The following is a 21,235-nucleotide window of genomic DNA, read 5'->3' on the forward strand; positions in this document are numbered from 1 at the left end:
TGAAGTATGACAATGTATCTGGTATGATTAAAAACCGCAACCCACCCCCATCCCCTCCCAGGAGGGGAGCAAGAGGGGTGAGTATCAGATTTAGGATGGAGAACCCATACGGACTTTTTTAGAAGGAAAAGCAGGAAAATATGGTCGCAATTTCAGAGTAATTAGTCGCCCTTGAACCTACATCTCAAATTTGCTCAAATTGTGGCTTTAAAGGTGGAAAATTAGACCTTAAGGTGCGAGAATGGGAGTGTCTCAACTGCGGTGCAAAACATGATAGAGATGAGAATGCAGCGATAAATATATTAGTCGCTCCTTGGGCATTCGGAGACGAAAAACGGACGTGGAGGCAAGCGTAACCCACCCCCATCCCCTCCCGGGAGGGGAGCAAGAGGGGTGGGTGCAGCAGCCTGTGTTAGCGACAGCTATGCGAAGCAAAACGTCAACCCGCCGAGGAGTTACGGCTCGGTAAGAATCCCCGTGCCTTGAGGTCGGGGAGGATGTCAATAATAAATTGTTATATCAACTCCGGATAATTAGTGATGAAAAAACTGCTCTTATTACACAGGGCAAATATCCTTATCATCCCTACTCCCTACTCCCTACTCCCTTATTTATAAGTATTCAAGCAAAAATGATATTTCATTAATTGATAATTGATAATGGATAATTGATAATTACCTCTGGTTAAAACCGCTACGGAATTGAATATAAGGAGATATTATTTCTTTTTTTTCCTCTTAAAAGGGTCGGCTTTAAACCAGAATTATTTAATTATTAATTATTAATTATTAATAATTCGGTAAGCATTCAGCTATTAGCTTTCAGCTCTCAGCAACAAGACTCTCTCCTTAAAGACAGTGTTTAAATTAATATAGACTTTAAGGGCAAGGGAGCAAACTTTTCTAGTAAGATAATTAATAAAGCTTTTATCGTCAACTAAAAACAATAGCTGATAGCTGATAGCTGATAGCTGACGCCTGAATGCTTACAATGATATTAATTTAGATAATTGATCAACCTATATTTTCGATATTCAGATAATCAAAAAAATTAGCTTGGTGACTCAAATGCTAAATACAGCAGATTACAGGTATACGAGGTACAAATATTAATGATAAAGTCTTTGTAGGCATCTTGCCCGCAAAAAATTTACCTCACTGATATTAAATATGCTGTATACAATCAAAATTAAGTATTTTTCAATTAATTATTGGATTAATTATTTTATAGACTATGAATAAAGAAGAAAAACCAGTAAACAAAGAAGAGCAAAATGAAGAAAATCCATGGATTGAATCAATCAAAACCATAGGACTTAGCGTGATTTTGGCTATTGGAATTCGTCAATTTGTTGCTGAGGCACGTTATATTCCTTCTGGTTCAATGCTACCAACATTACAAATTAATGACCGTTTGATTATAGATAAATTGGGTTACAAATTTAGAGAACCTCAAAGGGGAGATATTGTGGTTTTTAATCCGACAAATGAACTGAAAACTCAGTATAAAGATGCTTTTATTAAACGCATAGTTGGCGTACCAGGAGACCGGGTGGAACTGAAAAATGGAAAAGTATATGTGAATGACAAAATAGTAGAAGAAACTTATGTTGCTTCAGATTTGAATCCTGCCGAACTTGAGGCGAGAAAAGTTAACCACCAAAAAACAAGAATAGATGTTTGTCCCCCTGACAAAAGATTTCTTTCTCAACCTGTGACAGTGCCTCCAGATTCCTATTTAGTCATGGGAGATAATCGTAATCATAGTTACGATGGTCGGTGTTGGGGTTTTGTACCTTATGAAAATATTATTGGTCGAGCTATATTTCGCTTTTGGCCACTGAATACCATTGGTAATATAGATGAACTACCATTGTACAAATGAAATTTATGAAGGTTGGCACTACCACAAATGTTCAGAATTATTTCCATAATAGTCTGTAATGCCAGCCTCAAAGTTAAATAAGGCGACACAACTATTGATTAATTATAGATAATAAAGTAGTGACTAAAAATCAGACTTTAACTTAACTAGAACTTTGAGGTTCATTTTCGTCTAGTTCCGTATCTCGGAAATGTTGGCGAATAATTTCAATTTCAGGTTCTACTTCAATCCACAGCCGCGCACCACCTGCTTGACTCTTGTTGGGTTTATGAGGGCGATAGACAATTTTGCAATTTCCCAGAATTTCTACTTCGTGGCAGTGATGGTTTTTGCCGCCTTGTTTGACAGAAATTGCTGGAAGAGATGTGCCGTGGTCTCGGTTATAGTCAATTTCTTTTCGTAGCACATGGATAAAAGTATTGCCTGTACGGAATCCTTTATTCCAAGTTCCTTTAGGACCTCGACGACCTGGAGTAATTTCTGGCATTCCTCGACGATTTAAAGGAATTACCCAAAACCGTTTGACTTTTTTGGCTCCTTTGAGACGACCTTGCCTGAGAAGTAACCTGAGTCTAGCAGTAGAAATATTTAAAAGAAAAGCTGCTTCTGTTGTACCAACTTTATCTGGTTCAGTGTTTGTATCTTTCATAAACTGTTTCGGAACATATAGAGGATAAGTGAGATAAGCACTTACGATCAAACAACAAAGGATTAAATTTGGCAATATTTGATTTTCCAATATGGACTTATGATAGTAATCTGAGTAGGAGATTTTACAATTACCCAAAATTTCAACTAAATTAGGAGAGCTTCATAAAAATCATATCCTTTAAAATTCCAACTCCAGGACACGACCTTAAATTTGTTTTCTTAACCAGGGAGTAGAGAACAATTAATAATTAACAATTACCTCTTCTTTTCAAGGAGAAGAGAATTGACTAAAAGGATTTTTTCTCTTTTAAAGGAGAGACTTTAAACTTTAATTATTCAGTAAAGGTCAAGTTTAAGACACGGCCTACAATTTGTTTCTCTAACCAAGGAGTATTGGCGGAACGGGATTTTAAGCTTTGTCTATCTACTTGCCAAGTTTTTTGAGGGGCAAATAGGGTAATATCTGCTCCTTTATTAGTATTAGGAACAATAGCTCCTAAATTTACTCCTAAACATTTTGCTGGATTGGTACTCAAAACTCTCCATAAATCCATTGCTGATAATTCTTGTGTTTCTACCAGACTTTGCCATAGTAAAGGTAATGCTATTTCTAGTCCTATTGCTCCTGTGGGTGCTTCAGAAAAAGCGACTGTTTTTTCTTCGTAACTGTAGGGAGTATGGTCAATAGCAACAACATCCAAAACTCCATCCTTAATACTTTCAATCAAAGCCAAGCGATCGCTAATATTTCCCAAAGGAGGATCTAAACGTAAATTTGGATCGTAGGGAAGGAAGGAAGAATTTAAAGTATACTTCCCGTCAATAGCTTGAGTATCTAATAATAGGTGCATCCAAGTTGTACTAGCAGTAATAGGTAAGCCCCTACTTTTAGCTACTCTAATCAATTCCACACTCCGAGCTGTAGAAACCCGCATAATATGGACAGGAGTTCCAATAGCATCTACTAATTCCAACACAGCAGCTAAAGCGGAAGTTTCAGCCATTGTCGGAACACCAGGCAAACCCAAACGAATAGAATCATACCCCTCTCGCATCACCCCTTTACCTGCCAACCTAGAATTATTGCAACATAAAGCTAGAGGTTTATTCAGAGGTTTGAGATATTCCAAGACTCGTCGTAACAAACCAAGATTTTGTAGAGGCAAACCATCTGCAAACCCCACAACTCCCGTTGCTGCTAATTCTCCCAACTCGGTCATTTGCTCCCCTTGTAAACCTTGGGTAATAGCACCCCAATAATAAAAGATGGGAGTAGGGGAATAATTTTGGGCTAAATTTTGCAACCTGGCCAAACCAGCGGGATTATCTACAGGTGGAAAAGTATCGGGCAAAATAGCTAATCTAGTAAAACCCCCTGCTGTAGCCGCTTGAGTTAAAGATTCAATAGTTTCTCGTTCCTCAAACCCTGGTTCGCCACTATGAGAATATAAGTCTACTAAACCAGGACCTAAAATTAGTCCGTGGGAATTTTGAATTTCTGTTTTGGTGGGGAATTCAGAAATTTGTGTCTCAACTGCTGCGATTTTACTATCGATGATTAATACATCAGCAATTCTGTCTGTATTGGAAACTGGGTCTAATATTCGGACTTGTTGGAAAAGTTTGCTGTTCATCTGAGGAAGCTGGTAGGTGCTATACCAAGGGTGAAAAAAGAATGTGTTTGAATCATAAGAGCGATCAAAAGAATCTACAAGAGTTGACTTCTCCCCGCGCTCTTCGCGACGGGGATTCTTTAAGAAGCAGTCCAAAAATGAATTCTTAAGGGCGTAGTCAAAGCGCCTCTAGTTAGTTGACTCAAGTTAAGCTTAAGTCTTCCAGATACTTTGCGGAGGATATTTGCTGCACCATTGCAATCAGCATTAATTAAATAGCCCGCAACAGATTGATACAAACCTCGTTTAATGCGTTTTCCTGATGGCTCCCAGTTGTCGGGTTTTTCACCGTATTTTGGGAGAACATCATTATCTAAAAACGATGCTTTTGAGGTATAAGATTCCTCAGTTTCTACAAATTGCAATCCATATAAATTGCATAGTTGTTCGATTCTGTCTTTGAGTCTTGCAGTAGGAATTTGTACAAACTTTTGATTAGTTTTAGTTCCTAATTCAATGGATTGTTTTTGACCTTTATTCCAACCAAAAACCACTGTACCAATTCTATGTTTAAGACAGTAATTTATAACTAATCGCGCTGTTTTATTGACGGCATCCCGCATTTGGCGATTACGTTTTTCTGTGATCCGAGCCAATCTTTTAGACCAAAATCCTTGAGGTTTATTTTCTTTAATTGTAGCAATTTGTTTATTGTACCACTGATTTTTTGACTTTATATGTTTCCCGTCAATAATAAAGCTATGACCTTGAGTATCTACACAAGTTAACCAGTTGTCTAAACCGTGGTCAATAGAAAGTGCCTGACCAGCATCTAGCTTAACTGACTGAGTTTTTATTTCATAAACAAACTCGGTATAAAAGCAACCGTGACGGGGTAAAATCCTAATTTCTTTAATCGAGTCCCAATCTAAGTTACTTGCCATCGGAATGTAGAATGCCTCCAATCCAAACCATGCTTTAACCTTGCGTCCTAATGGAACTCTAATTCCGACTTCCGTGAGTTTCAACCATTTCTTAGGATAAGAAACAGTAAATAAACCCGGTTTTCGATAGTTAGGTGGTTTGGGTTTATCTGTCAGTTCACCTTTCCAAAACAGTTTTAATAACTCTTTAAAACTACTGAAAGATTCAACAACACCGTTACATATTTGTTGAGCGCTAGAAGCATACATCGCATTAAAATGTCTATTCCATTTCATCTGCCCACAAAGTTCGCCTTTTTTGACAAATTGATTTTCTTTAAACCAAACTTGTCGGGCATAATAAACAGAGCAATTAAACACTTTGTTGGCCTCACCGCACAAATATTCTAATACGGCCCGTAGGTCTTTATCTGGATGCAATAAAACCTGTTGGCATCCATAACTTTTTGCTTGTTTCTTAGTTCTTTTACTCATGTTTTCCATTATCATTTATTTGTCGATAAATATCAACCTATCAACATGAAAGATCAACAAAAAATATACCGACATGGCAACCATTCAGTAGGTTTAGCCCACGTCCATTTAGTCTGGATTCCCAAAAGGCGCAAGAAAGTTTTAGTGGGCCAAGTAAAAATAAGATTGGCAGCGATTTTATCTGAAGTTGCCACAGAAAAAGGTTGGTTAATTAAAGGATTAGAAATAGCCCCAGACCACGTTCATGTATTAGTAGAACATGGTTCTGATGTAGCAATTCACAAAATAGTTAAAGCTTTAAAAGGCAGGTCATCGAGACTGTTGCGACTGGAGTTTCCTGAGTTATGCAAGCTGCCTAGTCTGTGGACCCATAGTTATTTTTATGACACCACTGGAAAGGTTAGTACAACTAAGGTTTTGGAGTACATTAACGACCCTCATCACGGCGACTGAAGTCGCGCCCGTCGTTTTTCGGCCCCGCGCCTAAATTGACGGGGCGTGACCTTACTCCCGAAATTTTTCCGTGTCTCTTGGAGTAAATAGTATGGCGCTATAGTTTTGCCTCCACATCTGAGAAATATAGTCTGAGAAAGTCCAATCAAAAAAGGCGATCGCCCTCCAGTGCCAGGTAAATATTGAATTATTTCCATCAATCTTCCATAGCGTGGAAATTTACCTTCCAATCAAGAAAGCTTGCTTTTATCTTCTCCAGATAGAGAAAAATAGTATGGCGCTATAGTTTTGGTTCAAAATCTGACAAATATAGTCCAATCAAAAAAGGCGATCGCCCTCCAGTGCCGCATGGCTAGTTCTTTGTTATCAGAGAATATTTACAACTTTATATTTTTGGTTAAGTAATTCTAGCAAGATGTAGGAAATTTTAAAGGATACAATTTTTCTAAGGGTGACAATAAATTGACCCTACTCTCCCACTCCCCCACTCCCCCACTCCCCCACTCCCCTACTCAACTACTCAACTACAACGCCCCGGCCGCAGTCTTGTCCAAAATACCGCCAGATAAATGAGAAGTAATATTCATCGCCTCCAAAACTGGTCGCCCATCTGGCCCTTGAGGATAATCAATTACGCTAACTGCCCCATTTCCCTGCTTAAAATTCCAGAAATGTTTAGGTTCCAGACCAAATAATTGACAAAGAATTGCTTTATTTATCGCATCATGGGCAACGACAATACCAACACCAGAAACCGACCGAATAATCTCTTTCCAAGTAACCAGCGCTCGTTCCCAAACCTGCTGTAAATTTTCACCTTCTGGCATTTGTACCGTTTCTGGAAATTCTTTCCACTGCTTCAATAAACCAGGAAAACCAGATTCAATTTCCGATTCAAATTTTCCTTCCCAGAGACCGTGACTAATTTCCCATAAACCATCATCTAACTGTAACTCCACATCTGGATGGTGCTGCAAAATAATTTCCGCCGTTTCCTTGGGACGTGACATAGAACTACTCACAGCAAAATCTAGATGTACATCTTTGAGAAACTCGGCAGCTTGGCCAGCTTGAAGGCGACCATTATCATTAAGTGGTACATCAATTTGTCCCTGAAATTTACCATCTCGGTTCCAGTTTGTCTCACCGTGGCGCACCAATAACAACCGAGGACCTTGATGTTTTTCTCTAGGTTTAGGGAATTTCTCACCAATATGAGTGGTAATATTCATAGATTCTAACTGAACAGAACCTCCGGATTTATCTTCCCCAGAAAAAGAGGGATAGGGAGGAGTAAAGTTGAGAATGCTAATACCACAATTAGACTGTTGTATAGATTGATAAAAAGATGGTTGTATTTCTAAAGCTGTAGCGATCAGAGAGCGATTAATCCCATTGTGAGCCACAACCAAAATAGTTTTATCAATATTTTGACTCAGAGTTTCTAGCCAAAATTGTTTAGCTTGTTCAAACAAAGATAGAACAGGAAAATGCTTGATTTGCCCCTCCGGTGTTGAGACTTCCATATAAAATTCATGGGGAAGTTGACTCCAGATACGATAATCTTCTCCAAATTTATCCTTGACTTCTTGGCGCAACATTCCTTCCCATAAAGGTAAATCTACTTCCCTTAATTTTTCTTTAGTTTGTAACGGGGGGGGAGAATTTAAACAGGAGTGGATAATTTCTGCTGTTTGTTTGGCTCTTTGGAGAGGACTGGCGTAAATAGCATCAAATTTTAGACTTTTGAGAGCTTCACCTACCTGACGGGCAGTATTTATGCCTATGTCTGTAAGAATTGAGACATCAAGACGGCCTTGAATTCGACGTTCAACATTGTAGGTGCTTTGGCCATGGCGCACAAGGATAACACGGGTACTCATGGATAGTTTAGATTATAAATTTGCTGGAAACGTGGCAACAGAGTGATTTTACATTGTTTGTGGTAATTACAGCAGTTATCTAGTTGATGAGGTACAAAGTTTTAGGACTTTAGGGAGTAGGGAGTAGGGAGTAGGGAAAAAAGATTAATTAGGACTTACGCATAAACGCTATTGGTAGGGTGTGTTAGTGCTAACATAACTGAGCAAAACCCTATATCTGTTGTCAGTGCTTAAGTCCTGTTAGTCTTAAAAATATATCTCACGATCGTGACATACTCCCACACTAAGCTGAAGCTATAGTGTGAGCTTCTCGTTTCGCAGTCCCGGTATTCCGTCGGACTCCACGAGCTTTAAGGACGGGATGCCCCGCCGCCCTTTTGGCCAATCTAAAAGCTGCTCACCTAGGGCTGCCATCAGATTTGACATTCCCAACGGATTACTAGGATTTCTGGGATCTCACCCCATATCTGATTTGATTTTCATGGTTGATCACTGGCGGTTGTTAACTCAAACCAGCTTAAATCTATCATAACATAAAATTTGTAAATTAATGGGACATCTCCTCCCATTAATTTACCGTCGATTCATCCACCAAATTTTTAATTATGGTGTGAGGGTTCTCGACGCTCTAGCTAAAAGCGGTAAGATTTTTATACACAAATAAAATAGGATTGCTATATTAATGACGATTAAAAGATTAATTTTAAGTATTCTGACTGTTGTAGCCATTTCTTTTATTGGTTTTTCTTTATTTAGTAGTGTAACTCAGCCACAAATTCAAAGTCGTCTGGAGTTATATCAGACTAATTTATTGTTGCACGCTGCGGAATGGCAACCTGAAGATTTGGATAGTAAGAATTTTACTTTAGCTAGTGAAGCTTTGATTGGTAATGATTCTTATGAAGCTGGATTAATACAATACAAAAATGCTCGTCAGTCTGCTCAACAGCAATTGGAAAAACAAACTTTAGAGGTGGAAAATTTAGGAGAGGTACAACAGTTAGACCGGAATATAAGTCAGTTAATAAGTCTGATTAATGAGTTTGATATTAATATTGGAATTTTACAGGCACAAAAAAATCAAATAGATGAAGCTAGGCAAAGTTGGGAAAATTTAACTGAGTCAGAAATAGAAAATCTTTCTTTAGGAGAAACGGCAAAAGTTTTAAGTGAAATTTGGAATAATCCAGCGAAAATTTTACCTGATGCAGAAGCTTTAATTCAGAAAAATTTAGATGGATGGTTTCGCTATCGTGCTTTAAAACAATTATATAAATTACAGGAAAGACAAGAGGTTTTAGCTCAACTAGAAATTCAGGAACAAGAAATAGCTCAACAGGCTGTATTGAAGTTAGCAATTGTTGCTGGTTTGCCGGGAATGGGATTAGTATTTGGAGTAGGGTTACTAATATTTTTAGGAGTGCAATGGTTAATCTCTGGTAAAGAATCTTTATTATTAAAAAATGCCAATTTACCTTGGGAAGTTACTTGGGATGGTGAAACAATTTTACAAGTATTTGTAGTTGGATTTTTCTTGGTCGGACAAATTCTGATTCCTTTAGGATTAGAGATTTTTAAAGGCTTCACAAATTGGCAACCTGCAATGATGGGAGTGCGGGTACAAGCTGGATATATTTTAGGGAGTTATATTCTGTTTTCTCTGGGTGGTTTATTAGTACTTTATTTTTCACTAAAGTCATTTTTTCCACTGCCGAAAGGTTGGTTTAAATTTGATTTACGCGATGGTTGGTTTTTCTGGGGTTTAGGTGGATATTTTGTCGCTTTACCAATGGTAATTTTAATATCTTTAATTAATCAACAATTATGGCAAGGTCAAGGTGGAAGTAATCCAATTTTACCTATTGCTTTGAAAGGGCAAGATGGATTAGCTTTAGCGATGTTTTATGTCACAGCTTCTATTGCTGCACCAGTTTTTGAGGAGATTATGTTTCGAGGATTTTTGTTGCCTTCTTTGACAAAATATATGTCAGTTTGGGGAGCTATTGTAGCAAGTGGATTTTTATTCGCCATAGCTCATTTGAATATTTCTGAAGTGTTACCTTTAGCTGTTTTAGGAATGATTTTAGGAGTAGTTTATACTAGGTCTCGTAATCTTTTATCTTCCATGTTGTTACATAGTTTATGGAATAGTGGAACTTTGTTAAGTTTGTATATTTTGGGAAGTGGAGCGAGTTAATTTTTAGAGTTAGTTTCAGAGACATAAATAAGGAATTTCCTATAGTAATTAGAAATCATTTGTAAAAGATCTAAGGATATATAGCATATTCCAAGTGTATGAAGTACAAATATTAACATTATAAAAACTCTGTAGTGCGGGCATCTTGCCCGCTAGTACTGTATCTGAATGAGATAAAATTCGCTATATAAAAATTCTGAAACTTTTAGCGAAAAATCGTTGCCTAAAGCATCTCCTTTTAAGGGGATAAAAAAAAGATAATTCCGTATTTTCTTGCCTCCTTATTGCAGAGGTACTTATAACTGATAACTGATAACTGAAATTACAGCATATTCCACTAAGTGTGAGGTATACCCATCGCGGGCAAGATCCCCGCACTTGCATTAATTCAATTGTTAATCTCTGTACCTAATAACTTCGGAAACTGCTGTAAGATTTAAGACTGTACTTCATATACTTGAAAGCTGCTTTGAAGAAGGCATAAGGCAGATGATAAATTAGATTTTATCTAAATAATCGAAGGAGTATTAAATGGTAAATTTAGGTTTAAATTATTCGAGTTTACTTGGGCTATTAGATATCTTACTAGCCTTATTAATTTTGAATGAATCCCGAAAAAAATTATCATCTAAAGAAGCTTTTGATATTATTAAATGGATGTTTGTTCCTATCACAATTCTATTGTGTGGAAGCATTTTGCTGCTTCAGGGGTGGAGACTAGATCCAGTATTAGTTTTTGTAATGTTTTTGCTACATACTATATTGGTCTTTTTGTTAATTAAAACTTTCCTATACAATTTTGTTTCTCATCAAAAAGCTTTTAATATTATTAATATCATGTCCGGATAATTAGTTATAAAAAAACTTTCTCCTTCAACTCCAGTTCTTCTTCTTTCTTCCCTCTTTCCTCCTGACTCCTGACTCCTGACTCCTGACTCCTCCGTAGTTATTTATTTATAACTGTTCAACCGGACATGATATAAATGGATTTTTGTTCTAATTTTTCTTCCGATCACCATACTATTGTGTGGAGGAATTTTGCTTTATCAGGGTTGGAGACTCGAACCAATATTATCTTTTGCTATATTTTTGTTAATTAGTGTATCTATATTTTTGGGTATTAAAGATATCTTTAAATAATTTACTTCCATACACCTTTCACTAATAACTTTAAATAACTACCATACTGGATTTATTAATAAATCTCATAAATACAGTTTTTTCATTACTATTACTACTTGAATAGTTATTATTGGTCATATCATCTCCGTTGGGGCACGTTTGTGTAAACCCAAGCATAAATATATGTAGGAAATTTAAGTTTTTTTCTTGACTCTTAAACCTTTCTTACTTCTTCCCTCTTCCTTCTTCCTTCTTACTTAATATATGTAGGAAATTTAAGTTTTTTTCTTGACTCTTAACCCTTCTTGCCTCTTCCTTCTTCCTTCTTCCTTCTTTCTTCTTCCTTAATATATGTAGGAAATTTAAGTTTTTTTCTTGACTCTTAACCCTTTCTGCCTCTTCCCTCTTCCCTCTTCCTTCTTCCTTCTTCCTTAATATATGTAGGAAATTTAAGTTTTTTTCTTGACTCTTAACCCTTCCTGCCTCTTCCTTTTTCCTTCTTCCTTCTTCCTTCTTCCTTAATATATGTAGGAAATTTAAGTTTTTTTCTTGACTCTTAACCCTTTCTGCCTCTTCCTTCTTCCTTCTTCCTTCTTCCTTCTTCCTTAATATATGTAGGAAATTTAAGTTTTTTTCTTGACTCTTAACCCTTCCTGCCTCTTCCCTATTCCCTCTTCCTTCTTCCTTAATATATGTAGGAAATTTAAGTTTTTTCTTAACTCTTAAACCCTTCCTGCCTCTTCCCTCTTCCCTCTTCCTTCTTCCTTAATATATGTAGGAAATTTAAGTTTTTTTCTTGCTCTTAAACTTTCCTGCCTCTTCCCTCTTCCCTCTTCCTTCTTCCTTCTTCCTTCTAAAAATTATGGAACTGTGGATAACTAATTTTCAAGGCGAACTAGCAGCATTAACTGGTGCATTTTTATGGGCAGCATCTTCCGCAGCTTATAGCTTACTTGGACAAAAAATATCTCCTCTAAAATTAAACTTATTCAAAGGCTTAATAGCGATCGCTCTGATTTTTCTAACTTTAATTATTAGTGACAAACTTCAGACAGAAGTCAACTCAACTACTATTAATTTATTTATGATTAGCGGTATTCTTGGTATTGGTTTAGGAGATACTGCCTTTTTTTCTGCCCTCAAAAATATGGGTGCAAGAAGAACTCTGCTAATGGAAACTTTATCTCCTCCTATGACAGCTTTATTAGCTTTAATTTTCTTAGGAGAACAATTAACTTTTGGTGCTTGGTGTGGAATTTTAATTACAGTTGGAGGTGTAGCTTGGGTAATCTCAGAAAGAACTCCCGGTGCAGCAATTAGTAATGTTAATATTAAACAAGGAATAGTCTGGGCAATATTAGCAGCAATAGCTAATTCTAGTGGTGCAGTTATATCCCGTTTTGCTTTACTTTCCTCAGATATTAATCCTTTATTAAGCACGTTATTTCGCTTGATTGGAGGAACAATTATTGTTGTTTTATTGTTATTTTTTCAGAAAATAAAACAGGATAAATCAGAGAAATTTAACTGGTCAATTAAACTTGTAGGAGCAATTTTCATTACAGCTTTTAGCAGCACTTATTTAGGTATTTGGCTACAGCAAACTTCCCTCAAATTTTCTCCCGCAGGTATTGCTCAAACTCTCTTAGCTACCAGCCCAATATTTATAATTCCTATTGCTGCTCAAATGGGAGAAAAAATAAGTGTTAGGTCAGTTTTAGGAGTATTAGTTGCAGTAGTAGGAATCAGTTTACTATTCACTTTTCAGTAGTAATAGCAGAAGTAATCTTACCAGTTTATCGTTTTCTTTATGGGTTTAATACCCCACCGTCTACACGGTGTTCAAAATTACTTGGGGTTAGAATCCCCATGTAATTTCCCTCCTGTCTCCAGTATAGCTGTCTCCTGTCTCCTTCTTCAAGAAGCAATGATTCTCTGGAATGGCGAAGAAAGGACTGTTAGAGTTGTGGGAACTGGGAGACGACCTTTATTGGGAACGGCGATGTTAGAAGAAGCTGAACTGGTAATTCAGTTTACTGAAGGTGGACTGGTAACTATTGAAGATTGATGAAAAAGAAGAAGGGGGAAAAAATAAAGGGTTAAAGAGTTCTCCCGCCAGCACACACAATACGAAAACCAAAAGTGGTGATGAGGTAGTCGCGCTTATCGTCGGAGTCACGAGATGCAGAACAGCACGAATCATGATAGTTGGCCCAAGAACCACCTCGTCGCACGGCTTCATGTTCTTTTTCATCATTTTTCAGCCAAGCACTGCCATCAGTAGGGACACCTTCATAGTTATCATGCCAATCATCAGCGCACCATTCCCAAACATTGCCGTGCATATCATATAAACCAAAAGCATTAGGAGGAAAGCTTCCTACATCTGTTGTTTCTTCTAAATCTTCACCTTTGGGATTATAGTTAACTAACTCAGACGTTATAGTTTCTCCAAAATAAAATGGTGTGGTTGTTCCAGCACGACAAGCATATTCCCATTGACTTTCACTTGGCAGTCTGTAAGTTTTTCCCGTTTTCTGAGATAGCTTTTGACAAAATTCTGTTGTATTGTACCACGACACGCATTCTACTGGCCGATTCTCTCCTTCGACATCAGAGGGATTTTCACCCATAATGGCTTGATATTGAGCTTGAGTAATAGGGTATTTGCTCATATAAAAAGCTTGGAGAGTAACTTGATGTTGAGGAAGTTCATGTTTATATTTTCCCTCTTCATTACCCATCAAAAAACTACCCCCAGGAATATAAACCATTTCTAATTTAATACCATTACTTAAATCTTCAGTAAAAAATACTGCCTCATGAGAACGACGATTAATTTCTTCTCCTTTGCTGTTTACTGTTATGACATCAAATTTTTCTCTGTACAAATTAAACATATTAGGTTTCAAAATAAACTTAAGTTTACATTGTGGTTCATTAATGTTATTTGATAGATGAATAATCTAGTGCAACCATTAACAATGCTGTGGATGGGTTGCACAACCTTCCTCAAAATCATTAACCTGTTGCATGACTTCTGTCGGCAGCATAATTTCTTTAGCATCCAATGCCGGGAAGAGTTGCCTGGCTAATTTATGTCCCAAACCCAAACGTTTATCTTCACCACTATCGATGCGAGGAATCTTCAGGGCAATATTGCTTACTTGTTCTCCGTCAGATAAACGTTTCTCATCTTCGTGAATTTGGTCAATTATGGTTTGTATAAAATCGTTTGTGTTATCAATCATGTCATTTTATTTCAGCGAAAAGCGATCGATACTTTCTGTTGAAGCAGAAGGCTATGTGGACATATTTTTTTTGTAGTTTCATTGTAACACAAAGTAATAATATTGGCATTTTCTCGCCAAGCACTGACACCAGTAGACGCACTTTAGTCAAACAGATCTGGTTAAAGTGTTTCAATCCCTAATAGACATCTCCAATAATAAAAAATAAAGTCAATTATCCCACAGAAATTATCAATTCTTCCCCTCCTGGGAGGGGGAGGGGCGAGGGGTGGGTTCCCTACTCCCTACTCCCTCTTTTCTGGAGAAGTCTAATAGGGATTTATTAATGTTTAAACTCTAAGAAACCTTCTCAAGTAAGGATTCAGGTAGGGGAGTCGTCGGTAGGGCGACGTACAGGAAGGAAGAGAATTTAGAAATATTTGCAAATTAGCGCTGAGGATGAAAAATTTTTTATACCGAACCCGAGCGGATTTGATATTAGATATATTGGGGTCAAAAAAAACCACCAAATAAGAGATAAATCTCATTTGGTGGCTGTACAATAAGGAGTAACTATGGAAAGGAAACTTTTAGTTTAATCTTTTAGCGTCGATAGTTAGAGGTAGTTTTTCTGGTTGGTCTTTAGGAATAGATAATTCCCAACCATTTGTTAAAGTTAAAACTTTAATATCTCCATCAATTTTTTGTGAAACAACCTCTTCTTCCAAATCTTTTTTAGCAACATAAACTTCTAAATTTCCTGCTGCATTATTGCGTAGAATTACTTTCATTAATTTTCCTCTACAACTTCTATTTCATTTTTACGACAGCCGATAATCATTCCTTTTTTGATGAAATGTACGGAATAAATATAAAATTTTTGTAAGAAAGTGCCTATGCCACAAATGTAACCGACTTCTCCCCCTTCTAAAAGAATATCACCTCGATTTTTTCCAGGGAAAGTACCATCATTACGAATTATTTTGCGAACTCTTACTTTTTGTTCCAATTCAAATATTGGTGGTCCATCTAATTCGATCGCCTCATCTAATTTCATGTAGCTGCCTCCCTAATACTGAGCTAAATCTTATTGTGATTTTTGGTGGAATGAATAGTGATAATTTCTTTAGAGATTATGACATATTAATTATTTGAGAAAAAGTAGCTATTGCTTCTTTCTTTAGAATACTACTAAAAATAAAATTCAAGCAAAATCTAAAAGTATTTATCACTATTAAACATGGGTTGATCAATGAGATAGCTTTTATTTTAGATAAACTTTATAATTCATCTTTTAACTAATTTGCTGATTGTAGCAGAAAGCATTGCTATCGTAAGATTCATGCCAATCAAAAATTTGTTGCAATTGTTGGAGAGAAATCATGCCAAACTTCCATAAAATCATTGGTAGAGGTCCACAAGAAGCTTCACTGTGTTTCCGTGCTACAGAAATTGCTGCGGCAGAAATAGCTAATTCTTCCTGCAGAAAATTAAGAAATAGAGTTGTTTTGCGATCGCCTTCCATAGTTATTATCCTTCAGTATTAAATAAACTACAGGTAATAGATAAGGAAGTTTATTAATTGATAATTGATAATGGATAATTGATAATTACCTCTGGTTAAAACCGTTACGAAACTGAAGATAAGGAAATATTATTTCTTTATTTTCCCCTTAAAAGGGGAGGCTTTAAACCAGAATTATTTAATTATTAATTATTAATTATTAATTATTAATTATTCGGTAACTCCATATCTATTACCAATGAGAATGAAAATTGTTCATTAAATCAATAGTTGTGTTTAGGAAAAAACTTCCATTTGCCAGCATCTTTCTAACCAGTCCACTAACTCTTGGCGAGGAGCAACAAATTGCTTAACAATGCTGTGGACAAGAAGAGCATCGGTGACATTATTGACTTCTACTAATAATTCACCGCTAGTGGGACACCAGCTATTAATCATTAGTTCTTGTAAACGCTGATGAACGAACCAACGATCAATTTGAGAAAGATTCACAATTGTAATCAAGTCTTGAGGGTTAGGATTATGATTGCTATACATCGTCGTCATTCCTTAGTGTTGCTGATAAAGGTTTGCAATTGTTTGTTCTAGTTGCTCAATTCTGTCAAGTAAAGCGCGAGTTACGGTAGCTTGTGTATCTGGTAACCGTCCATGTTCAAGAGGTCCAACTCGTTCGCCAGATTTAGAAACAATTCGACCAGGTATACCGACAACGGTGCATTCAGAAGGAACGTCATTCAATACAATTGAGCCAGCACCTATGCGGACATTATCTCCGATATTGATATTACCTAGTACCTTAGCACCAGCACCAACTACAACATTCTTGCCAATAGTGGGATGGCGTTTACCAATTTCTTTTCCTGTACCACCAAGGGTGACACTTTGATAAATTAAAGAATAGTCTCCAATAATTGCAGTTTCACCAATAACTACTCCCATGCCATGATCGATAAATACTCCTCGTCCAATTGTTGCCCCTGGGTGAATTTCAATTCCGGTTAAAAATCGCCCAATATGGGAAATTAAACGTGGAATTAGAGAAATGTTCTGAAGATGTAACCAATGAGCAAGACGATGTAGTACTAGAGCGTGCAAACCAGGATAGCAACATAAGACTTCAACCCAGTTGCGTGCTGCGGGGTCTCGCTCAAAGATCATTTTAAAATCTGTTAAGATTGTCTCTAGTTCTGGAAAGGTAAAATATTTATACCAAAATCTATGACGACGAGAAGAGGAAAGGTCTCTACTTGATTCTAGTTGTAGATTTTGTTGAGCAGTGTCAGTATTAGCTTTGAGTTTGAATTGAGACCTAAAGTTACCTTGACTTTTTTTGGAATTAGAAGTGTTAGTTTTATTAGGTAATGTACAATTATTGCCAGTTAGTAAGGTGGTCATTTCAGTTATCAGTTATCAGTTATCAGTTATCAGTACTTCCTGTAATAGGGAGAGTTGAAATTCAGTTATCAGTTATCAGTTATCAGTACTTCCTGTAATAGGGAGGGCTGAAGTTCAGTTATCAGTTATCAGTACTTCCTGTAATAGGGAGGGCTGAAGTTCAGTTATCAGTTATCAGTACTTCCTGTAATAGGAGGGTTGAAATACTGAAGTTTATCTTTCTCTTGGTTAATTGGATATGGCGCAGGTTTCCTCGCCATCCCACCCTAAGGTCGGCTACGAAGATCGACTTCCGTTCTTAGAAACCTATGATTATCTATATAAATCTATGATTTTCTCTAAATAATCTGTTCTATTCTTGCTTCAACCTGGCAACGTCGGCGCCTTTCCAGTCCACAAGCTGTCACGGTCGTTTGCTTTTGCTTTTGCTTCGCAAAGCTGGCGCAACGCAAAACTGGCGTAACGCAACGCTGACGCGAAACGCGCTAGCGATGCGGAGCAAACTGACCGCCATAGCTAGATTTAATGCTGCATTATCCGCATCTCCGCGTCCCCGCGTCTCCGCGTCCCCGCGTCTCCGCGTCCCCGCGTCTCCGCGTCCCCGCGTCTCCGCGTCCCCGCGTCTCCGCGTCCCTCCATCTCCGCGTCCCCGCGTCTCCGCGTCCCTCCATCTCCGCGTCCCTCCATCTCCGCGTCCCCGTGTCCCCGTGTCCTACCCCCACCAACTAATTTATTCAGCAAACCCTAAATAGGGGTGTTTGACAAGAACGTTTGCTTTTCAATTTTTATATCAAGTGCCTTGTAAACTACTAACCAATATTTAACGGTCAATCTTTATTAGATATATTAAGCTTGTACTCAAAAGACTGAAAATGAATGTAGATAGATGTTTGAAATATATTTTGGGGTATAGGTGCTAGTATTTTTTGTAGCGTGTACGAGTATTTACTGAACAATGTACTAGCATTTTTGTACTCAAGGTTGATGCTTGTGTATCAGCAGGTTTGAAGTTTTTAAGGGGGGTTTATGCTGAAATTGAAACTTGTACTCAAATTATAGTTTAACTCATAATTATAGGGAAAAGATTAAAAAAAATATTAAAAATTATCTACTTAATTCTGAAAAAACTGCTAAATTTATTACAGAAGCGAAAAAGTTGCATTTTTGTTTTTAGCTACAGAAAATTGAAAATTTTTCTCAGGACGAAGCATTGAAAATTACTTACATTAATCCTGAAAAACTGCTAATTTTTTTACAAAAACTAAAAAGTTGTATTAAAGTTGTATTTAGTCTTTGGCCAAATAAAAATATTAAGGAAATTGGTCATATTTATCAGGATTTTGTTAATGTAGATTACTCTAAAGTGCAGTTGTATTAAATCTGGATAATTAATAACGAAAAGCTTTATTCTTGATTTTTTTTTATCAATTCTTTCTATCTACTCCCTACTCCCTACTCCTTACTCCCTACTCTCTCTTTAAAGAAAAATTAAGATAAATCTAAACTACTTGCCAACAATTGATACATTGTATACAGTAAGAAAAGGTTGAGTTGAATAAGGGGTGTATGAGTACAGGAGCATAGAGGCAAAATCAAGGTTAAAAAAGTAGTTTAAGTCCTGATATATATAGGTTTGATAAAGAGTACATAGAACTCTGTGCCATTACCCCATAAATACTTGTACCCCACTTAAAAAATACAAGTACCTATACCCCAATAAAAAAATTAGATATCTCAATTTGATTTGAATTATTAGATGATACAAATCTGAGTACAAAACTAATCATAATAATCAATATTAATCCGGGTTGTTGACAATAGGAATTTAAGGGCCACTGATATAAAAACTATAACGCCGGACACCTAAACCACAGACGGAAAATAACCGTTTCAGGAAAAGTGTATCGACGCGAGTAATCCGTCACTCACGGCGACAGCTAGCCCAACAATAGTGGAAACTTAGATGTTACAGCCAACAGAACTATCTTCCAAACCAACAGTAGACAGCTTTGCAAACACCACGAAGAGCACGGAAAAGAAATCCGGAGGCTGCGTGTCAAAGGGTTGTGGAACTACTACCGAACAAGAACTTCCCAATGGTATTCAAGAACGCATTGCTAACCATCCTTGCTACAGTCAAGAAGCACATCACCATTATGCGAGGATGCACGCTCCAGTTGCACCAGCTTGCAACATTCAATGTAATTTCTGTAACCGTAAATACGACTGCGCCAACGAAAGTCGTCCCGGTGTAGTTAGTGAACTGCTAACTCCTGAAGAAGCAGCTCATAAAGCTCTAGTAATTGCAGGCAAAATTCCCCAAATGACTGTTATGGGAATTGCCGGACCAGGAGACCCATTAGCGAACCCAGAGAAAACATTCCGCACATTTGAGCTTGTAGCTGAGAAAGCACCAGATATCAAGCTTTGCTTGTCAACCAATGGTCTAGCTTTACCCGATCATATAGATCGACTCAAAGCACTCAACATTGACCACGTTACTATAACGATTAATATGGTTGACCCTGAAATCGGGGTAAAGATTTATCCTTGGGTTCATTATCGCCGGAAACGCTATAGAGGAATTGAAGGGGTAAAAATTCTGCATCAAAGGCAAATGGAATCCCTAGACTTACTCAGAGAAGCTGATATTCTCTGCAAAGTTAACTCAGTGATGATTCCTGGCATCAACGATCAACATTTAGAAGAAGTAAATAAAATTGTTCGTTCTAAGGGTGCATTCATTCACAATATTATGCCTCTGATTTCTTCACCAGAACACGGTACTTACTTTGGCTTAAATGGTCAGCGTGGTCCTACCACTGAAGAATTGAAAACATTACAAGATAAATGTGATGTTGGCGGTATGAAGATGATGCGTCACTGTCGTCAATGTCGTGCAGATGCAGTTGGTCTCTTAGGTGAAGACAGGAGCAAAGAATTCACAAAGGAAGCAATTATGCAAATGACTCCAGAATATAGCCTGGAGAAGCGCAAAGAAGTTCATGCTGGCATTGAAGGTTTCCGCAATAAATTAGCAACAGCTAAGGCAGAGACTCAGGTAAAAGAAGCAGTTGCTCAAGCTGGTCCTCCTATACTGTTAGCAGTAGCAAGTAAGGGCAACGGATTAGTTAATCAACACTTCGGTCATGCTAAAGAGTTTATGATTTATGAAGTTGATGGTGTGAAAGCTAGATTTATTGCTCACCGCAAAGTTGACCACTATTGCTTAGGTGGTTATGGCGAAGAAGCTAGTCTGGAAAATATCATCAAGGCAATTTCTGATTGTAAAGCTGTGCTGGTTTCTAAAATTGGTGAGAGTCCTAAAGAAAAGGTACTCGACGCTGGAATAGATGTAGTAGAGAGCTACGATGTAATTGAAACAGTTGCTTTAGATTTTTACAAGCAATTCATCAAACTAATACAACCTGCATAGGTAAACGGAATTCAGAATTCAGAATTCAGAAGTCAGAAGTTAGAAGTTAGGAGTTATATCAAGTTGCACTGATTAACCACATAGGAGTTATATCAAGTTGCATTGATTAACCACAATATAATGAAAAAGATGGCATACTCCTCAAGAGTCATCTTAAGATGACTTAAACTATTAGCTAAGGATTTCAATCCTTGGCGAGCTATGTCATCCGCCAAGAAATTTATTTCTTGGCTCAAAGCAGAAGTCATCTAAAGATGACTAATGTTTCTTTCTTCCTTCTTTCTTCCTTCTTGCTTCTACCCTCTTCCTTCTTCCCTCTTCCTTCTTCCTTTCACCTCAAGTATTTAGTCAGCTATGCAACAAACTATTTATCTCGATAACAATGCTACTACCAAAGTAGATGATGCAGTGCTAGCGGAAATGCTACC

23 protein-coding genes are annotated in these 21,235 nt (G+C 37.2%); 10 read left to right on the forward strand and 13 right to left on the reverse strand.

Features of this window, described 5'->3' with window-relative positions:
* Positions 1–233 precede the first annotated feature (233 nt).
* Both F6K54_RS43015 and lepB read left to right on the forward strand, forming a co-directional pair.
* Positions 234–356, forward strand: a complete 123-nt coding sequence (locus tag F6K54_RS43015; RefSeq protein ID WP_366558173.1) for a zinc ribbon domain-containing protein — start codon at positions 234–236, stop codon at positions 354–356.
* 877 nt (positions 357–1,233) lie between these two features.
* Positions 1,234–1,884: a signal peptidase I gene (gene lepB / locus F6K54_RS19470; RefSeq protein WP_293080675.1), complete on the forward strand. Its 651-nt coding sequence runs from the start codon at positions 1,234–1,236 to the stop codon at positions 1,882–1,884.
* A 142-nt stretch (positions 1,885–2,026) separates the two neighbouring features.
* On the opposite strand, the gene F6K54_RS19475 is transcribed toward lepB, so the two are convergent.
* The 3 genes from F6K54_RS19475 to F6K54_RS19485 form a co-directional block, all read right to left on the reverse strand.
* Positions 2,027–2,608 (reverse strand): DNA-binding protein, encoded by a 582-nt coding sequence (locus F6K54_RS19475; RefSeq protein ID WP_293080678.1) that lies wholly within the window; start codon positions 2,606–2,608, stop codon positions 2,027–2,029.
* Positions 2,609–2,867: 259 nt separating this feature from the next.
* Positions 2,868–4,169 carry a dihydroorotase gene (locus F6K54_RS19480; protein ID WP_293080681.1) on the reverse strand — a complete coding sequence of 434 codons (1,302 nt, stop codon included), beginning with the start codon at positions 4,167–4,169 and terminating at the stop codon, positions 2,868–2,870.
* A 119-nt stretch (positions 4,170–4,288) separates the two neighbouring features.
* Positions 4,289–5,566 carry a transposase gene (locus tag F6K54_RS19485; protein ID WP_293080684.1) on the reverse strand — a complete coding sequence of 426 codons (1,278 nt, stop codon included), beginning with the start codon at positions 5,564–5,566 and terminating at the stop codon, positions 4,289–4,291.
* A 45-nt stretch (positions 5,567–5,611) separates the two neighbouring features.
* Between F6K54_RS19485 and tnpA the strand changes: the two genes are divergently transcribed.
* The gene (gene tnpA, locus F6K54_RS19490) at positions 5,612–6,019 is read left to right on the forward strand and encodes an IS200/IS605 family transposase (RefSeq protein ID WP_293080687.1); all 408 of its coding nucleotides are present in this window, start codon (positions 5,612–5,614) and stop codon (positions 6,017–6,019) included.
* Here the strand turns inward: tnpA and F6K54_RS19495 are convergent.
* Both F6K54_RS19495 and F6K54_RS19500 read right to left on the reverse strand, forming a co-directional pair.
* A complete protein-coding gene (locus tag F6K54_RS19495; RefSeq protein ID WP_293080690.1) occupies positions 6,007–6,216 on the reverse strand; it encodes a hypothetical protein in 210 nt (69 codons plus the stop codon). The two genes, tnpA and F6K54_RS19495, sit on opposite strands and share 13 nt — an antisense overlap.
* 327 nt (positions 6,217–6,543) lie before the next feature.
* Positions 6,544–7,902: a histidine phosphatase family protein gene (locus F6K54_RS19500; RefSeq protein WP_293080693.1), complete on the reverse strand. Its 1,359-nt coding sequence runs from the start codon at positions 7,900–7,902 to the stop codon at positions 6,544–6,546.
* A 682-nt stretch (positions 7,903–8,584) separates the two neighbouring features.
* Between F6K54_RS19500 and F6K54_RS19505 the strand changes: the two genes are divergently transcribed.
* From F6K54_RS19505 to F6K54_RS19525, 5 genes are all read left to right on the forward strand, one after another.
* Positions 8,585–10,099, forward strand: coding sequence for a CPBP family intramembrane glutamic endopeptidase (locus tag F6K54_RS19505; RefSeq protein WP_293080696.1), 1,515 nt, complete (start codon positions 8,585–8,587; stop codon positions 10,097–10,099).
* A gap of 531 nt (positions 10,100–10,630) precedes the next feature.
* On the forward strand, positions 10,631–10,948 hold the full coding sequence (locus F6K54_RS19510; RefSeq protein ID WP_293080699.1) for a hypothetical protein: 318 nt from the start codon (positions 10,631–10,633) through the stop codon (positions 10,946–10,948).
* A 174-nt stretch (positions 10,949–11,122) separates the two neighbouring features.
* Positions 11,123–11,239 carry a Ycf66 family protein gene (locus tag F6K54_RS19515; RefSeq protein ID WP_293080703.1) on the forward strand — a complete coding sequence of 39 codons (117 nt, stop codon included), beginning with the start codon at positions 11,123–11,125 and terminating at the stop codon, positions 11,237–11,239.
* An 844-nt stretch (positions 11,240–12,083) separates the two neighbouring features.
* Positions 12,084–12,992, forward strand: a complete 909-nt coding sequence (locus F6K54_RS19520) for a DMT family transporter (protein ID WP_293080706.1) — start codon at positions 12,084–12,086, stop codon at positions 12,990–12,992.
* A 156-nt stretch (positions 12,993–13,148) separates the two neighbouring features.
* Positions 13,149–13,289 carry a hypothetical protein gene (locus F6K54_RS19525; protein WP_293080709.1) on the forward strand — a complete coding sequence of 47 codons (141 nt, stop codon included), beginning with the start codon at positions 13,149–13,151 and terminating at the stop codon, positions 13,287–13,289.
* 31 nt (positions 13,290–13,320) lie between these two features.
* Here the strand turns inward: F6K54_RS19525 and F6K54_RS19530 are convergent, their stop codons facing one another.
* The 7 genes from F6K54_RS19530 to cysE form a co-directional block, all read right to left on the reverse strand.
* Positions 13,321–14,121, reverse strand: a complete 801-nt coding sequence (locus tag F6K54_RS19530) for a formylglycine-generating enzyme family protein (protein ID WP_366558174.1) — start codon at positions 14,119–14,121, stop codon at positions 13,321–13,323.
* Positions 14,122–14,199: 78 nt separating this feature from the next.
* On the reverse strand, positions 14,200–14,472 hold the full coding sequence (locus F6K54_RS19535) for a hypothetical protein (RefSeq protein ID WP_293080712.1): 273 nt from the start codon (positions 14,470–14,472) through the stop codon (positions 14,200–14,202).
* A gap of 569 nt (positions 14,473–15,041) precedes the next feature.
* A complete protein-coding gene (nifT, locus tag F6K54_RS19540; RefSeq protein WP_124143216.1) occupies positions 15,042–15,242 on the reverse strand; it encodes a putative nitrogen fixation protein NifT in 201 nt (66 codons plus the stop codon).
* Complete coding sequence (locus F6K54_RS19545; protein WP_293080715.1) at positions 15,242–15,508, reverse strand: nitrogen fixation protein NifZ; 267 nt, start codon at positions 15,506–15,508, stop codon at positions 15,242–15,244. Before F6K54_RS19545 ends, nifT begins: the two co-directional genes overlap by 1 nt.
* Positions 15,509–15,745: 237 nt before the next feature.
* The gene (locus F6K54_RS19550; protein WP_293080718.1) at positions 15,746–15,976 is read right to left on the reverse strand and encodes a DUF2949 domain-containing protein; all 231 of its coding nucleotides are present in this window, start codon (positions 15,974–15,976) and stop codon (positions 15,746–15,748) included.
* Between the two features lie 276 nt (positions 15,977–16,252).
* Positions 16,253–16,513 carry an Asr1405/Asl0597 family protein gene (locus tag F6K54_RS19555; RefSeq protein ID WP_293080721.1) on the reverse strand — a complete coding sequence of 87 codons (261 nt, stop codon included), beginning with the start codon at positions 16,511–16,513 and terminating at the stop codon, positions 16,253–16,255.
* Positions 16,514–16,525: 12 nt separating this feature from the next.
* Positions 16,526–17,134, reverse strand: a complete 609-nt coding sequence (cysE, locus tag F6K54_RS19560; RefSeq protein ID WP_293080731.1) for a serine O-acetyltransferase — start codon at positions 17,132–17,134, stop codon at positions 16,526–16,528.
* 1,447 nt (positions 17,135–18,581) lie between these two features.
* Between cysE and F6K54_RS19565 the strand changes: the two genes are divergently transcribed.
* Both F6K54_RS19565 and nifB read left to right on the forward strand, forming a co-directional pair.
* Complete coding sequence (locus tag F6K54_RS19565) at positions 18,582–18,749, forward strand: hypothetical protein (RefSeq protein ID WP_293080724.1); 168 nt, start codon at positions 18,582–18,584, stop codon at positions 18,747–18,749.
* Positions 18,750–19,334: 585 nt separating this feature from the next.
* Positions 19,335–20,807: a nitrogenase cofactor biosynthesis protein NifB gene (gene nifB, locus F6K54_RS19570; protein ID WP_293080727.1), complete on the forward strand. Its 1,473-nt coding sequence runs from the start codon at positions 19,335–19,337 to the stop codon at positions 20,805–20,807.
* Positions 20,808–20,899: 92 nt separating this feature from the next.
* Here the strand turns inward: nifB and F6K54_RS19575 are convergent, their stop codons facing one another.
* Complete coding sequence (locus F6K54_RS19575) at positions 20,900–21,055, reverse strand: hypothetical protein (RefSeq protein WP_293080729.1); 156 nt, start codon at positions 21,053–21,055, stop codon at positions 20,900–20,902.
* Positions 21,056–21,235: the final 180 nt, after the last annotated feature.

Origin of the sequence: Okeania sp. SIO3B5 (assembly GCF_010692555.1) — a bacterium.
Lineage (GTDB): Bacteria > Cyanobacteriota > Cyanobacteriia > Cyanobacteriales > Microcoleaceae > Okeania.